The organism is Acinetobacter sp. WC-743 (assembly GCF_000335555.1).
Classification (GTDB): Bacteria; Pseudomonadota; Gammaproteobacteria; order Pseudomonadales; family Moraxellaceae; genus Acinetobacter; species Acinetobacter bereziniae.
This window is the reverse complement of sequence record NZ_AMFQ01000132.1, coordinates 1-16393: the sequence shown is the minus strand read 5'-3', so window position 1 is coordinate 16393 and position 16393 is coordinate 1. Positions and strand designations below refer to the sequence as shown.

General features: G+C 36.5%; 6 protein-coding genes and 4 pseudogenes. 4 read left to right on the top strand and 6 right to left on the bottom strand.

Annotation, left to right across the window (positions count from 1 at the left end):
- Window positions 1–295: 295 nt before the first annotated feature.
- Window positions 296–1981 carry an aspartate-alanine antiporter gene (gene aspT, locus ACINWC743_RS19855; RefSeq protein WP_009586685.1) on the top strand — a complete coding sequence of 562 codons (1686 nt, stop codon included), beginning with the start codon at window positions 296–298 and terminating at the stop codon, window positions 1979–1981.
- Window positions 1982–2035: 54 nt separating this feature from the next.
- The gene (locus ACINWC743_RS19850; RefSeq protein ID WP_005033338.1) at window positions 2036–3637 is read left to right on the top strand and encodes a bifunctional aspartate transaminase/aspartate 4-decarboxylase; all 1602 of its coding nucleotides are present in this window, start codon (window positions 2036–2038) and stop codon (window positions 3635–3637) included.
- Window positions 3638–3771: 134 nt separating this feature from the next.
- Here ACINWC743_RS19850 and ACINWC743_RS19845 read toward each other — a convergent pair whose 3' ends face one another.
- The 5 genes and pseudogenes from ACINWC743_RS19845 to ACINWC743_RS19825 all read right to left on the bottom strand — a co-directional run bounded on the left by ACINWC743_RS19845 (window position 3772) and on the right by ACINWC743_RS19825 (window position 14438).
- Window positions 3772–4233, bottom strand: coding sequence for a hypothetical protein (locus ACINWC743_RS19845; RefSeq protein ID WP_171064917.1), 462 nt, complete (start codon window positions 4231–4233; stop codon window positions 3772–3774).
- 254 nt (window positions 4234–4487) lie between these two features.
- A complete protein-coding gene (locus tag ACINWC743_RS19840) occupies window positions 4488–6548 on the bottom strand; it encodes a choline transporter (RefSeq protein ID WP_009586763.1) in 2061 nt (686 codons plus the stop codon).
- Between the two features lie 1060 nt (window positions 6549–7608).
- A pseudogene (locus ACINWC743_RS25330) lies at window positions 7609–7846 on the bottom strand (hydrolase or metal-binding protein); the annotation flags it as partial.
- 90 nt (window positions 7847–7936) lie between these two features.
- Entirely contained in the window at window positions 7937–13906 is a 5970-nt protein-coding gene (locus ACINWC743_RS19830; protein ID WP_009586788.1) for a calcium-binding protein, read from the bottom strand.
- On the bottom strand, window positions 13884–14438 hold the full coding sequence (locus tag ACINWC743_RS19825; protein WP_009586700.1) for a hypothetical protein: 555 nt from the start codon (window positions 14436–14438) through the stop codon (window positions 13884–13886). The genes ACINWC743_RS19830 and ACINWC743_RS19825 overlap by 23 nt, the downstream gene beginning before the upstream one ends.
- Before the next feature lie 394 nt (window positions 14439–14832).
- Between ACINWC743_RS19825 and ACINWC743_RS19820 the strand changes: the two are divergent.
- A pseudogene (locus ACINWC743_RS19820) lies at window positions 14833–15412 on the top strand (DUF4372 domain-containing protein); the annotation flags it as partial.
- A 171-nt stretch (window positions 15413–15583) separates the two neighbouring features.
- On the opposite strand, the pseudogene ACINWC743_RS19815 reads toward ACINWC743_RS19820, so the two are convergent.
- Window positions 15584–15814: pseudogene (locus ACINWC743_RS19815) on the bottom strand (hypothetical protein); the annotation flags it as partial.
- Between the two features lie 172 nt (window positions 15815–15986).
- Here ACINWC743_RS19815 and ACINWC743_RS19810 point away from each other — a divergent pair.
- Window positions 15987–16393, top strand: a pseudogene (locus ACINWC743_RS19810) (transposase); the annotation flags it as partial.

Sequence of the window (16393 nt, the reverse complement as noted above, 5' to 3'; positions counted from 1 at the left end):
TATAATAATTTCTTTAATATAATTTAATTATTTAAATCCACTTATTAAAGATAACATCCAAATAATAAATTGTTAGACAATTAAAACTTTAATCAATCATAAGAATGCAATCCCTTAAGAATAATTTCATATTCGCTGTATATTTAAGTTCAACAAAAAATAATGATGAAATAATTTAAATATAAACCTAAAAATTTACAGCGCTTTAACTAAATAGTATTTTCATTGAAGGCAAAAATTTAAATATCTTATTTCATTATCAAATATAGATTAAATAATAAAGGTGGGCCGTAAAATGATTGAATGGCTACAAGGCGAGTTAAAACATAGTCCAGAAATCCTATTATTCTTATCTTTAGCAATAGGTTTTTGGATCGGTCAATTTCAATTCGGTAAGTTTCAATTTGGGGGGGTTGCAGGATCATTACTTGTCGCAGTAATTCTGAGCTTGATTGGTGTTCCCATCGACAATGGCGTAAAAGCCATTCTTTTTGCTCTATTTATTTATGCGGTTGGCTTCGAAAGTGGTCCACAGTTTTTTAAATCACTTGGTCCACAATCGATTAAAGAAATTCTGTTGGCGATCTTTATGGCAGTATGTGGTCTGATCACTGTTTTAGCAATGGCAAAAATCTTTAATTTGGACAAAGGTTTAGCTGCTGGGCTTGCTGCAGGTGGAATGACTCAATCGGCAATCATCGGTACAGCAGGAGATGCAATTTCTCGTTTAGATTTACCACTTGCAGAAATCCAAAAGCTCCAAGCCAATGTTGCGATTGGATATGCTGTAACTTATATTTTTGGCTCATTGGGTGCCATTATTGTCTGTGTAAATCTTCTACCAAAATTCATGGGTCGAGAAATACATGATGATGCGTTGAAGGCACAAGCAGAACAGTTAAAAGGTGCTTTTGAACTTGCCCCAGGTCAAGAACTGGCAATGCCTGAAATTGTTGGACGAATCTACAAAGTCAAACAAGCCGCGGGACAAACTATTGCAGAACTTGAAACCATTGCCCCAAGTGTGACCATTGAACGCTTAAAACGTAAAGATCAGTTTATTGATGTTAGCCCTGACATCAGCTTACAAAAAGATGATGTTGTGCTCGTAGTGGGTCGACGAGCAAGTATTGTTTCCATCGCTGCGTCTATCGGATCTGAATTACAGTCCTCACAAGGTATGGAAATGATCATGGATACGACCGATGTTATTTTGAGAAATTCAAAATATGCCAACCGCACACTTGGTGATATTAAGACGAATACGCCAGATTATTTAAAACATGGCATTTATGTCCTTGCGATTAAACGTAACAGTGAAGCTCAAAGGTTGAGTGATGATACTGTACTTCACCAAGGTGATGTCGTGACTGTCTATGGAACAAAAAGTGATGTTGATCGTTTAGTCAAAGAAGCAGGAAAAGCCTTACCTGAGAGTTTAAAAACAGATTGGATTTTTCACGGCGCTGGCTTAGTCGTTGGTTTGGTCATTGGTTTATTTGTTATCCGAATTGGGGATGTACCTTTAACGCTTGGCGCAGGTGGTGGTGCTCTGCTTTCAGGTCTACTCTTCGGTTGGCTTCGTAGCCGAAATCAAGTGCATGGCAACATGCCCTTAGCCGCTTCACAACTACTTAAAGATCTCGGTCTTGCTGGTTTTGTTGCTGCTGTTGGACTGCAATCAGGGCTACAGGCTATTCAAACCATTAAAGAAAGTGGCTTATCGCTCTTTATGATTGGGGTTGTGGTTACCCTAGTCCCACTTATTCTTTCCATGCTCTTTGCCCGTTATGTCCTTCGTTATGACAATGTCGCGGTAATGGCAGGAGCATTAACAGGCTCACGAAGTGCCAATCCTGCTTTTGGTGGCGTACTAGACAAAGCTGGAAATTCGATTCCAACTGTTCCATTTGCAATTACCTATGCTCTCGCAAATGTATTTTTGACCCTGCTCGGCCCACTGATTGTTGGTTTAGCATAAATAAATTTATAAACCCCAAACACATTGATATCAATATAATGAAGGAGGCTTCCCATGGGGAACGTTGATTATTCAAAATACGCAAAACTCAGCCCATTTGAACTTAAAGATGAATTGATTGCTTTGGCACAAAGCCATACTGACCGTATGATGCTCAATGCTGGACGAGGCAATCCCAATTTTCTCGCAACCATTCCACGTCGTGCCTTTTTCCAATTGGGTCTATTTTCAGCCACTGAATCAGAATTTTCTTTTTCCTATATGCCAGAAGGGCTTGGTGGATTTCCCCGTGCAGAAGGATTGCAATCACGCTTTGACCATTTCGTTTTAGAAAATCGCGACAAACCTGGTGTTGTTTTTCTTGGGAAAGCGATTTCTTATGTGCGTGATCAATTAGGACTCGATCCAGATGCTTTTTTACTTGAAATGGTCGAAGGTATTCTCGGCTGTAATTATCCAGTTCCTGATCGAATGCTCAAAGTCAGTGAAAAAATTATCAAAGAATACGTTTTACGTGAAATGGGCGTACAAGGTATGCCTAAAGAGGAACTCGATTTATTTGCAGTTGAAGGGGGGACGGCTGCAATGGCTTATATCTTTAACTCATTAAAAGAAAATAAGATTATTTCACATGGTGATCGTATTGCCATAGGTTCTCCTATCTTTACCCCTTATCTTGAAATTCCCAAACTTAACGATTATCAACTCGAAGAGGTGTTGATCGAGGCTGATCCAAATCTAGGTTGGCAATACCCTGAATCAGAGTTAAGAAAATTAGAAGATCCATCAATCAAAGCCTTTTTCTTGGTCAATCCAAGTAACCCACCTTCGGTTAAAATGAGTGATGAAGGCTTAGCGATTTTGGCTGATATTGTCAAAAAACGCCCTGATCTAATTATCTTAACTGATGACGTTTATGGAACATTTGCTGATAATTTTAAATCTTTGTTTGCGATTTGTCCTGACAATACCATTCTGGTTTATTCTTTCTCTAAATATTTTGGCGCGACAGGTTGGCGTTTGGGTGTCATTGCCTTGAGTAATCATAATATTTTAGATAAAAAAATTGCAGCGCTTTCTAAAAAAGACAAGAAAGAACTCGAAGAACGCTACTCATCCCTCACCACAGATCCATCTAGTATTAAGTTTATAGATCGCCTTGTTGCCGATAGTCGAAATGTTGCTTTAAACCATACGGCTGGATTATCCACACCTCAACAAGTACAAATGGTCCTGTTTGCATTATTCAATATGATGGACTCTCGTCAAAGTTATAAAAAAGCAGTGAAATCTGTGGTAAGAGAACGTGATGCTGCCCTTTATAGACAGCTTGGCGTTGAAGTTCCACAAGATCCAAACGCTGTTGATTACTATACCTTGGTCAATTTAGAAAATACCTCAAGAAAACTATATGGTGATGCGTTTGCTGATTGGGTGATGAAAAATAAGAATCCAACAGAATTACTTTTCCGAGTTGCTGATGAAACAGGTGTAGTGCTGCTTCCGGGTTCAGGTTTTGGTGTTCAACACCCTTCTGCACGTGCCTCGCTTGCCAATTTAAATGAGTTCCAATACGCTGCGATCGGAGCTTCATTACGCAAATTTGCTGAGGAGGCATATGAAGAATATAAAAAAATCAGCAAAAAGAATAAATAAGCATGGATAGCTTAAGTATTCGTTTTAAAAGAAAAAGATCGCATGAATGCGATCTTTTTTGTTGGCGAATAGCTAACCAAGTTAAGCACTATTTACCTGTGGCGATCAAATCTCATCACAGTATGCAAACAGTCTTAATTCTGCACTTTACATTTTATTGCTTTTGCAGGAGTAATATTGGTCGCTGAAACTAATTGAGTTGAATCAAAACCTTCAGTTTCCTCTATAAATAAATGATAGTCTTTAATTTGAATCGTTGCCTGTCCTTCATATTGGCAATAACCTTTTTTAATATTGTCTGGTAACTTAAAAGTCTTTTTTGCTGCATCAAAGTTGCTAAAGCAAAACCATACATCTCGTGTATCACCTTTTGGACGTGGTATCAGTGCAGCCGAGGTTTTATTGGGTTCAAAGCAAATATCATCCCCCATATAATCCACATATTCAGGGTCTAAATTACGTGAAAATTTTCCTGTTAAAGTAGCTTGTCCCTGATAATTTTTAAAACCAGACTCGGTGTTTGTGTATTTGAAGCTTTGTGCCTGTACAAATACTGGCAATACTGCTAAGGCAATCAGTAAAATTTTGTTCAACATGCTAATTTCCATTTTATAAAGTGCTAAATTTGCTGTAATTTTACCCAATCTCAAAAAATAAAAAAACCACTTCGCTGTCTATTGCAGCAGTCTTATCCTCATCCACTTGGCTTAGCTCTATTCATTGAGTTCTCACAACAATTTTTAGACTTTCGCCAAAACCCATGTATTGAAAATGGATTTTAACTTAGACGCTTACTGAACTCCCCCCTTAAGTAGAACATACCTAATAGAGGGAGTTTTATATTAAAACACTAGTCTTGTGAGTCAGGATACAAAGGACGATTTCCGGGGCTAATTCGATTGATATGTAAAAAGGTCATATGACGTTCGTACTTATCTAAAATATCATTAATCACCTGCTCTTTGGTGTATCCGACCAAGTCATTGTCCTGCGAACCTTCGTACAAGAAAGTTTCTAAACGATAGTAATATTGCATACCGCGTTTACCACGCTCACTAAAGGTCGGTGTGATATAACGCACAGGCCAGATCTGATAAATAAAATTAAACTCTTCTTCAATGTAGATGGTTAAATCAAGATGATACAAGGTATCACTATCTTCCACTTCTCCTTGCGTTACTTCGATACTCATGCCACGTTTAACCAACTCATCTGCAACTGTCTGAACCGCAGGTTTACACACGCTATCGAGCATACTCAGTGTTTCACGACTACCAGGGTGAAACATGACACGAGACAAACGTTGCTTCCAGTTTAGAATATCAACATTCCCTACGACAGGTGCTGCATTTGGACTACGACTCGCTTTACGATAATCTTCCAAGCGCAAGGATTTATACAAACCTGCCATCACTAACAACATGACAAAACTGAAGGGTAATCCCATAATGACTGTTGCACTTTGCAAGGCGGTGATTCCGTTCGCCATAAGCATGGCTACCGTCAGTAAGCCGATTGCAGTAGCCCAGAAGATACGCAACCAACGTGGGGCATCATGATCAACACTAGAAAATTTGGTCGTGAAGTTCCCGAGTACCAAAGCGCCTGAATCTGCTGAAGTCACGTAGAAAAGCAAACCTGTAATGGTGGCAATACTGGCAATAAAGGCAAAGCCTGGATACTGAGCAAGTAAGTCATAAAAGCCATGTGCAGGATTGGTCAATACGGTTTGTGCCAGTGTGCTATTACCATCAAAGATCACACTATGTAAGGCACTATTACCGAAAATAGACAACCATGTGATAGTGAACAACAGAGGAATGATCAAAGTTCCACAAACGAATTCACGAATCGTACGACCGCGAGAAATCCTCGCCAGAAATAAGCCGACAAATGGAGACCAAGCTACCCACCATGCCCAGAAGAACAAGGTCCAGCTATTCATCCAGTCTTTTGGTCGATCAAAGGCAAAACTTTCTAAAGCTAAACTTGGGAAGCGACTAATATAATCACCAAAGTTTTGTACCAGTGCATTGAGCAGAAATTCGGTATTCCCAAGGAACAATACGAACAGCATCAAGCCAATTGCGGCATAGATATTAATTTCAGACAAAACCTTGATGCCTTTATTTACACCAGCGGTGACTGAAATAATAGTCACAATCACAGCAACTAAAATCAGTGCAATCTGAATCCAGAGATTCTCTGGGATATCCAACAGCACATGTAGACCATAATTAATCTGAACTACTGCAATACCACAGGTGGTAGCAATACCGAAGATCGTTCCGATCACAGCAGCAATATCAACCGTATGCCCAATAGGACCATCAATTTTTTTACCAAAGATTGGATACAGTGCAGAACGAATCGTTAATGGCAAATTATAGCGGTAACTAAAATATCCCAATGCCATCCCCACCAAGGCGTACATCCCCCACCCTGTTAAGCCATAGTGGAATAATGTCCAAACCATGCCCTGACGTGCAGCTTCATAAGTCTGTCCTTCACCTAGGGGTGGATTCATATAATGTGATAACGGTTCTGCAACCGAGAAGAACATTAAGTCGGTCCCAATTCCAGCAGCGAACAGCATCGCAGACCAACTTAATAGACTAAACTCAGGTTTCGAATGCTTTGGACCAAGTTTGATATCGCCATAACGTGAGAAAGCGATAAAAATCACAAAGACTAAGTACAATGTTGCCGCTAATAAATAGTACCAGCTGAATTTATCACTAACCCAAGCCAACACGACATTCAATAAATGATTGGCAAAGTCGTTAAATAAAATCGTAACAAGTGCAAATGTTAAAATAAGTAGCGCTGAAATATAAAAGACCACACGATTTAAATGGTCTTTATTTGCTAATGCAGCATCATCAACTGCTCTTGGATTATCTGTTGCCATACAATCCTCAGGAAGTTAGAGAAGAAGAAAATATTCATCTACATCTTTCCATCGCTTAATCAATGAAAATAAATATCTGAATAGAAAATGAAAAACAAAAGTTATTTACCCAATTTAAATGTTTCTGATTTTTCAGTGATGTAATGATGTGATAACTGAGTTAATTTCGTGATCACTCGCATTGCTAAAGGATTAAATTGATTCTGTTTGAGTGCATTGACTAATGCCAAACACAAAACAGAAAATAATGATGGATAATAATAAACCAAAGCGCATCACCGCACTTTGTAAGCCGAAGCTTGCTATTAACAACTCTCAGATAAAGACGATACTAATCACTACAGACCAAAAAATGAGTAATCAAATTGCTAAGGCACTTTTATTACTTCCCCTTTTGAGGAAAGATTTGCGACCTGAGTATAACAGAACCTACAAAGTCAAAAACAATACGAAACAAATCACAACACCCCATTAACATACGGGTTCAAAGATAGATTGAAGAAGTTTAATTCAAGATAAACGGAATGAAACAGAGTCATTGAAACCTTTTTGATCTTTAGTACTTGTGTAGAGGTGATTATGATAATAAGACTAATAGTATTGATAAAGAAGCTTACTGTAGAAATCAATAGATAAGCCCTCATCATCAAGAGAATATTATTGTTCTTTTGCTTTTAGATTTTTACTTGTGAATCTAAAAGCATTTAGCACCTGTTACACGTGTGTCACTCCTGTGTAACATCATATCTTGATAGTACGTTATTCTCAAATGATGTTAGTGATAGTAATTTAGGCATTAAAAAGCCCTAAGCTATTGAAGTTTAAGGCTTAGTTATTCATATAAAGTTATAAGAGTTTATATGATTTTAGATATATGGTGGGATGGCGTCAGTTGAAATTGATCAACAACCTACTGTTTTATTTTGTTTTTATTTTCATGCAACTTTAATTTACCCAATTTTAACCCTTTGGCTTTCTGAGTATCCTGAGTATTGGATGAAGTTAGAGGCCTTCCAATTTTGCTCTGTTCTCGATTCTTCGGTGTAAGGTCTCGACATTATCCCGCCTCAAAGCTGGCATTGCCATAACCCTGCCGTACCATATGATCCAACGCCTCCTGATAAAAACCTACTCCCTTACGCTGCTCACCAATCGGCTTTTCTGAACTGATAACACCCTTTAAGTTCATTCCAAATCCACGTAATAGATCGGTGTGCGATAACTTTGTGGGGTACTCTTTTACCTCTCAGAGTAAATTGCAATGGCAGGCGTAAAAGTAGATAAGCTGAAATGATGTGGATCAGATATGTTTCCTAAATTGAATTAAAGATTAGTACAGAAAACTAAAAAGTTGAAGGATAGCTAACCACCCTTCAACAGTTTACATATCAATAGATAATTGACTGATTCATTGTTAAATCTGCTATAGACAATGACTCAGCCTGGTTCGTAAAAATTAGAAGGTCTTTCGAAAGTTCAGTTGGCTGATTACGAACACTCAATGTATTAGTTTTTGCATTAGTATCATAAATAATCTCAATATAATCAGAAAGATTAGAGCTATTGGCATGATTATCTAATATTTGAGACAAATCAATTTGATCTTCTGTCATATCAAAATCAGCCACAAAGTCGACAGGAGTTTCACCTGAAGCATTGAGCAACAATTCAAGAATATCATTGCCCTCATTTAGAACAAATAATTCACTCACAGTTGCATCACCGCTCAGAACATTGTTACCCGAATCACCCATTACAATACTGATGACTTCATCCTCAGCATTAACAGGACGGTCCACATCAAACACCTGATAAATCTGCTGTGAGGAAATACTGCCGCCTGTTTCGAAATTGAAAGATTCAATCTCATGCGCACCACCAAGGAAGTAATCTTTTACTGTAATCTTGTCACTATTACTACCATTCACCTTAAGGATCAGGTCATCACCCGATTTAGTTAAATAGTTAGCCACCTGACTAAAGGTAATACCATTGCCAAAAACCACCTGATCTGTACCCAGCTTTTCATCAATTACCATGGCACCAGAACTATAATTATAGGAGGTATTAAAGGCATCTAAATCCGTATTTTCAGGTAGTGTGTTTACTAGCATACTTTGCTGTGGCATGGTGATGCCAAATGCCCCAAAAATCTGCTCAGCAGTAATTTGTCCTCCGGTCTCAAACTGGAATGTCTCAACCAGATATTTACCAGCCAAGAAGAAATTTTTGACTGTGACTTTATTAGTGTTACTACCGTTCACTTTCAAAATCAGGTCATCGCCTGATTTAGTCAAATAACTTCCCACCTGATTAAAAGTAATACCATTTTTAAAGAAGACTTTATCATTGCCTGATTGTTCAGTAATAATTAACGCACCAGAAGTGTAATTATAAGTCGTATCTCCAACAACTTCACTTGATCCTTGATTACCAGAACCACCAGTAGATGGAAGAGTGAGACCAAATGCATCAAAGATTTGCTGTGCAGTAAGCGCTCCACCCGTCTCAAACTCAAAGTTCTCAACTAAAAAATTTCCTGCGAGAAAGAAGTTCTTTACTGTGACTTTATTAGTATTACTACCATTGATCTTAAGAACTAAATCATCACCCGATTTACTCAAATAATTTCCAACTTGACTAAAAGTAATCCCATTTTTAAAGATGACTTTGTCAGTGCCAGATTGTTCATTGATCGTCAATTCTCCAGCTGTATAACTATAAATAGTATCCCCGACAGGATTAGCTGGTTGAGTACCACCACCAGTTGTTGGAATGGTTAAACCAAATGCACCAAAAATTTGTTCCGCTGTCAGTTGGCCACCTGTTTCGAAATCAATCGTTTCAACTAAATTGTTACCCGCAAGAAAGTAGTTTTTCAATGTAATTTGATTAGCTGAACTACCATTTACTTTTAAGATGAGATCATTCCCAGATTTCATTAGCCCAGATCCAACCTGATTGAAGGTAATCCCATTACTAAAACGTAATACGTCTATACCACCAACTTCTTGCAGAATATCTTTACCACCTGTGTAGAAGAAAATATTATCCTCATCACCACCAATCAATGAATCATTTCCCAATGTGTCATAAATTGCCCCAGGAATAGGTGTATTTGCAGATGGCTGAATATTGATATTCACGCCGACCCCTGTACCTACCCCATAGAGGTCAGTACCCCACAAATAGAAATTTAATTGCCCAACATCAACTCCTTCAGGTGGACTGACAGTCATAGTTAAAGTCAGTGGGTCAAAGATGATCCATTCAGGAATATCTTGATAGTCACCACTGGCATCTTGAGTTTGTAGTGTCAGTTTAAAGCTGAGTTGGTCATCTGCATCTGGATCGGTAATAATATTACTAAAAGTATATTGGAGAACTTCTTCAATTTTTACATTTAGAGTTGAAGGATACTGTTGAATAACAGGTGCTTGGTTATTCTCAGCTCGAAGTAGAAGTGAGTCAATTTCACTTGTTGTCCATATCTCCCCTGAATCAAATACGATTTGATCAAATTTATTGCTAAATGTAATATTTTCACTATCTTGATAATCAGCTAAATTATAATTTGACAACCATATTTTATCAGTACTATTTCTAAATCCAATTAGAACACTTTCACCGAATTTTTGAGCATATAAGCTACTAGCCTCATGACCCTCAATTTTCAAAATATTTACAGCAGATAACTCATCCTCAAAACTAAAAGTATCCGTTCCTCCGCCTTTTTTGTAGATATAAGTATCATCTCCAGCAAGACCGTTAATAAAATTATCTTGCTCATTTCCTGTAATAATATTATCTAACTCGTTACCAAAAGCTACTTTGGCATCGCCTTTTAATATTATATTTTCTACATTAGATTGTAGGTTATGGTAATTCCCTGTATCGAACCAGTTTCCATTTGAATCTTGTGAATAAAATCTTTTATCATCCCATTGCTCAATAGTATCTATGCCACCACTATCACCAAAAACATAGCCAGCAGGGTTTAAAATACCTTCTACAACTTGATCACCTCGAATTAAAGTCGTACTTCCATCAGAATTTGTTATGAGCTTGTCGTACTGGTTCACAACATAATAGTCGTCACCACCGCCACCACTCATGATATCGGCACCACCTTTACCATCTAGATAGTTATTTCCAGAATTTCCATAAAGCCCATTTTCTTTAGCATCACCGATAGCATTAAAGTCTCCACTTCCTTTTAAATGAATTTCCTCAAGATTAGTCCCCTCAAGATCAAAATTATTCTCGATGAAAATAGCATCATAACCCTCATCTTCATTTTCAATGATTATGTCGGTTCCATTAACATCATAAGAGTCATCCCCTAATCCACCGATCAATGTATTGACTCCCTCATCACCTTGAAGCCAGTCTCTACCATTACCACCAATAATTAGGTCATCACCCGCACCACCAAATAAAGTATCGTCGCCTTCCCCACCATTTATTTCATCATTACCCGCTAAACCAAATACAAAATCATCGCCAAACCCGCCTTGTATATGATCTATTTCATTCCCACCATGAAGTCGATCATCCCCTAAGCCGCCATCAATTAAATTTTGTGCGACTAGATTTCCGCGAACTTCATCATTTCCATCGTAAGCATTAATAATATTTGGTCGATTATTTAATGTACCAACAATAACCTCACTGTTATCACTACCTTCAAAGGTAACTCTAGACATCAGGTCACTATTGTTCCATATCGCTTGATCAGCAAACTGTATCTTCAAAATGGAATTTTGAGAGTTCAGAATATAGTTTTTTAATACAATTGTGTCAGTTAAGCCATATTGAATAATGAGATCACTATCTTGGAAAGTAATATTGGAAATATCTGAAGTATATATATTTTGAAAAACTACTTTATTTTCTTCTAATGAATAGTCAAATTCATGAATCTCATCAATACCATCACCTAACTCAAAATGATATATATCGTTGCCACTGCCTCCATACAGTCTATCACTACCTTTTTTCCCAATTAATGTATCATTACCATCAAAACCATAAATTTGGTTTCCTAAATCATTACCCGTCAGTAAATCTACACCTCTCCAACCATTAATATATAATTCATCTGAAGAACCACTAAAGTTTAAAAGAGGAGCTTCAAGTATTGTACTTAAAGAAAGAACTTGATCCTTGAATCTAAAAGAAATATTTTTTGTTGACGTCGAGTCCAACGCCCCTAAAAGTGTTACTTCATCATTTCCATATTTAATTACTAAATTATGCCCCTGTTGATAGAATACAGCTTCATTAGAAGTAACATCAGTAAATGCAATTTTATCAGTACCAGTAGAGAGATTTTCATAATTAATAAAATCTTTACCTGCACCTTTAAATAGAATATAGGTATTGTTACCTTCACCACCATTTAAAAAGTCATTATTTTTTCCCGAAACAATAATATCATTACCACTGCTACCATTAACAGTTATGCCAATATCGGTATCAATGATTACAATATCATCTCCACTTCGAGCATCGAAGATCGTATTTCCTGAATTACTAATTATATTAAAATCATTTCCATTCGTTCCATTAGTTGAATGAGTATCTACATCAGCAAAAACTTGGTCGATTAATAACTTTAACGCTGGATCATTTGAAAAATTATCTCTCCACTGTTGGAGCAAAACAAAACCGTTCTCCCAACCAGCAATATCTAAAAAATTTCCATTAATTTTTAATAAATCTTTCAAATCCTCAATAGCAGTTAAAGGTGATAAGATAATTTTCTGCGAAAAAATTTGTTCTAAGTTAGAAAAATCAAAATAGACTTCATCTTTCTCTAACCCTAAGTACATATCTACAGAGTCTAAATAAGGTTTAAGAATCGTTTGATTCAACAGGTCTGAAAATATTGATTCTTTAACCAATTCATAAATTTGGTCGATACTAGATATTTGATCTGCGAGATATTGATTTAATTGTGTTGTTGGTTGTCTACCTAAAAATGCATCAACAAATCTAACCTTCGCGGTTAGATCAGCATCTGCAATTTCAGGCGGAGGGGGTGGAGTAGTTAAATACGTTGGAACAGGATCACCTCTCCGTACATAAATAACATTTTCTGAGTTTGATGATTGATACCACTCTACATTTATCATTCGGATAATTTCGATAGGATCATTTGAATACGCAGGATCAGACTTGGCCCAAGATTTTACTAAGCTATCGAGTAACTCTTTTTGTTCATATCTTGTTGTGGCATTTACATATTGTGATAATAAATTCTTAAATTCTGTAGATTGCATTGCAACCTGATGCAGATCTTTCAGCCGACCATAGCCTTTTAATTGTGGCAGAACAGATACATCCTGTGTAACTTCAACTTGGCTAGTAAATTTACTATAAATATCCTGATTTTCGAAATTAACATCAGCCATTTTCCCAAGGGAGCTATCGGCTTTAGTATATGAGCCCGTTTCAGCTAGATAACCACCTTCTACTTGCTCATTTTTTATTTCATTAATATTTACGTTTAGGCTCTGTATACCCACGTCATTTAAAGAAAAAAGCTCTGAAGTTTGACTGATACCATCTCCATTAATATCTTTCCAAACTTTTAACTCATTAAAGTTTGTGTCATTACTATCAACTTTCCCATCACCGTTACTATCTAAATCAGACAATGCAGCAAAACCATTTTTTGCATTTGTACCATTTGCTAACTTCGTGCTATCTCCAAATAACTCAGCACCTGAATTTATGAATCCATCACCATTTACATCTCGAACTAATAACCCATCTTCGGGCGAGACCCATCCTGTTGCTGTTCTAATTCCATCATTATTTCCATCAAAAACTGCTCCTTGAAACTTGTTTGCTGCAATAGTTCCAATTTCGCCATCCCCATTCAAATCTAGGATTAGCGGATCGTAATATTCAATTCTGTAGTCTCTTGATGGTCTGTTTCCACCGTTCTGATCAGGTGAGTTTGGATCAGGAAATAGTGGATCTAATAATTCAGGATGTTCTTGAAGATAATCAATACCTGCATCTAACAGCTTACCAAACCCGTAAACAGCTGCAGCCCCTCCTATAAGTCCTACTGCTACAGGAGCAGATGCAGCTAAAGCAGTACCAGCGATTAATCCTCCAAGAACTGCTTGTGCTGCTCCAACTCCTATATCTTGTGCTACATTTTCATATTCTCCAGCCTTAGCATGTGCGCCAATCTGAAGGATTGAAGTAATATTACCCAGTTTTGCGAATTCAGGTACTCCACCTGCGCCAGCTGCGGCTCGTAAACCATCTTGAGCTGTATCATACGCATCCGATATTACCCCTACTGCATCTGGAAAATCATGATTCTCTGGTTCTGCCATTTTTATTTGCTTCTCTTGAAATTATTAAGAATAAATTTAAAACAATGAAACCAAGACAAAGTATATAAAGAATCAAAAAATCTAAATAAATATTCCCTTGGTTCATCCAACGATATTTAATTGATGTTGAAGGAGGCATTAGAAAAAAACCAAAAAATGATATTAAATAAATCATGTTAAATAAAATCATTTCTTTAAAGCTTGATTTTTTTTCTTGTCCCCTTTTATCAATAGTCTGTTCGATTGATTTTTCTAATTTTTTACTTAATTGCCTAGAAACCCCCTTTAAATAATAAACTATTAATAAATAGATATTTGCAATAAAAGTTGTAAGAAAAGATATATCAATCAATATCCTATGTTGGACATCTAAAAGATCTGACCTAGAACTTGGAGTTATTCCTGAATAGGAGTTGAGTGGGATATGAATTGCCACAAAAACAATCACAAAAACAAAAACAAAAAAGAAATATTTTATTTTAAAAGGAGATAGCTCTTCTAAAAAACCCCAAAAATAACTTTTATCGCTCATAAACTAAACCTAAATAAATTTTTAATCTTTTGTATCTATTTCATTGCTTAATAAAATCACCTTAGCTTAATTAAGAAATACAACATAATTACTCCTTGCTTTTCCAACAAAAAAGGTAATAAAAATTTAAATTTAAGGTTCTTTTAAGCTTTGCAATTTTTTTAGTATCGCTATAATTCTTATATTTTTCCATACAGAATTGTCTATTCATTTTTGATAAACCAAACAAATTCAACATATAATGTGATTCTCATCACTTTGAAATTACAAAAAAAGAGAGTTAAACTTACTGCTGTCCCATAGTTTAAATAAAAAAACCTGAGTCTAAATAGTTAAAATATAAGTGCGAACAAACACTTCAACTATAAGGACTCAGGTTTTGTCACATTAGAATATCGTATTTCATCAATTACTCAAACCCATTTTGAGACAAGATTTTGAACGTCTTGCAAAAAATATCATCAAGGGCAAAAATTAAGATCAGCAACACGATGGGATGAATTTATTGCAATATTGATGTCTCAGTTATCTTGCCATCAAAGTTTGAGAGACATTGAATCCAATCTCGAATCACAACAGGAAAAGCTTTATCATCTTGGCGCCAAAAGAATTGCACGAAGTATGCTGGCAAGAATCAATGAAGAACAACCTGCCTGCTTATATCAACAATTGTTTACCCAACTACTTCAACATTGTGAAAACTCCAAGGTCGCTCATAAATTTCGGTTTAAGAATCCATTATATTCACTCGATGCAAGTCATATTGATCTTTCACTGTCATTGTGTGAATGGGCAAAAGTACATGAGTCCAAAGCCAGTATAAACTTACAGTTGGATTAAATCATAGCAACACCATTCCTGAGTTTGTTGCGCTTGGTGATGGTATTGAAAATGATATGGTGCAAGGTAGAACACTTAAATTTGCATCGGGTAGTATAGTCGTATTCGATAAAGGCTATATTGATTATCGATATTTGTGGGACAGCAGTGAGTTAAACTCTCTTTTAACTTTTAGCAATTTATAATTGATCTGATAAATTCAGCTTTTTACCGCATTCATGATGTTTAACTCCTAATCATTGGTGTCAGCGCGTATTCGTACAGATGATTAGGGCTTCTATATAAAAACTTTGATCAAATTGCAATCAATTCAAAGCCTGCACCGACTGTTGCAATCCTTTCTTAATATCTTGAACATGAGTCAAATCATACGTTTGCCGATGTTGTTCTAGCTTTGATTCATCCGGATAAAACTCATCTACAATAACTAATCCTTTGTTACATCCTACCTCAAAGCTGGCATTGCCATAACCCTGCCTTACCATATGATCCAACGCCTCCTGATAAAAACCTACTGCCTTCCTCTGTTCATCGATTTATTTTGTAGATGATGCTGAAATGCTATACATAATGAAAACTTAGAAATAAAAAATAGTGTTGAGTAAACTTCAAACACACTGAACCTGCTATAAGGCATTCGGTAATCCCCCCTGAAAATAATTGAACTCAAAAGTAGAAAATCGAATAATCCTGTAAAGGAGATTTTTTATGAAAACATCTAAATATTCAGACAGCTTAATCATGAGTATTTTAAAACAAGCTGAATCAGGAACACCTGTGCCTAACTTATGCCGTGAACATGGTATGAGTTCCGCTACATTTTATAAATGGAAAGCGAAATATGGAGGTATGGATATTTCAATGATGACACGACTTAAAGAATTAGAAGCTGAAAATGCTCGTCTGAAACGTATGTATGCTGACGAACGCCTTAAAGCAGATATTCTTCAGGATGCACTGTCAAAGAAGTTATAGAGCCTGCACAACGTAAATCTCTTGCTCAGCATGCTGTTGAGCAATTTAAGATTTCAGTGAGTAAAGCTTGCCTCATCTTTCAACTTAGTCAAACCTGTTATCGTTATAAAGCTCAATTAGATGAGCAAAATAAGATGATT

Excerpts from the sequence above, each read along its gene's own strand:
- aspT (WP_009586685.1), top strand. The coding sequence starts at position 296 with ATGATTGAATGGCTACAAGGCGAGTTAAAACATAGTCCAGAAATCCTA.
- ACINWC743_RS19850 (WP_005033338.1), top strand. The coding sequence starts at position 2,036 with ATGGGGAACGTTGATTATTCAAAATACGCAAAACTCAGCCCATTTGAA.
- ACINWC743_RS19845 (WP_171064917.1), bottom strand. The coding sequence starts at position 4,233 with ATGTTGAACAAAATTTTACTGATTGCCTTAGCAGTATTGCCAGTATTT.
- ACINWC743_RS19840 (WP_009586763.1), bottom strand. The coding sequence starts at position 6,548 with ATGGCAACAGATAATCCAAGAGCAGTTGATGATGCTGCATTAGCAAAT.
- ACINWC743_RS19830 (WP_009586788.1), bottom strand. The coding sequence starts at position 13,906 with ATGGCAGAACCAGAGAATCATGATTTTCCAGATGCAGTAGGGGTAATA.
- ACINWC743_RS19825 (WP_009586700.1), bottom strand. The coding sequence starts at position 14,438 with ATGAGCGATAAAAGTTATTTTTGGGGTTTTTTAGAAGAGCTATCTCCT.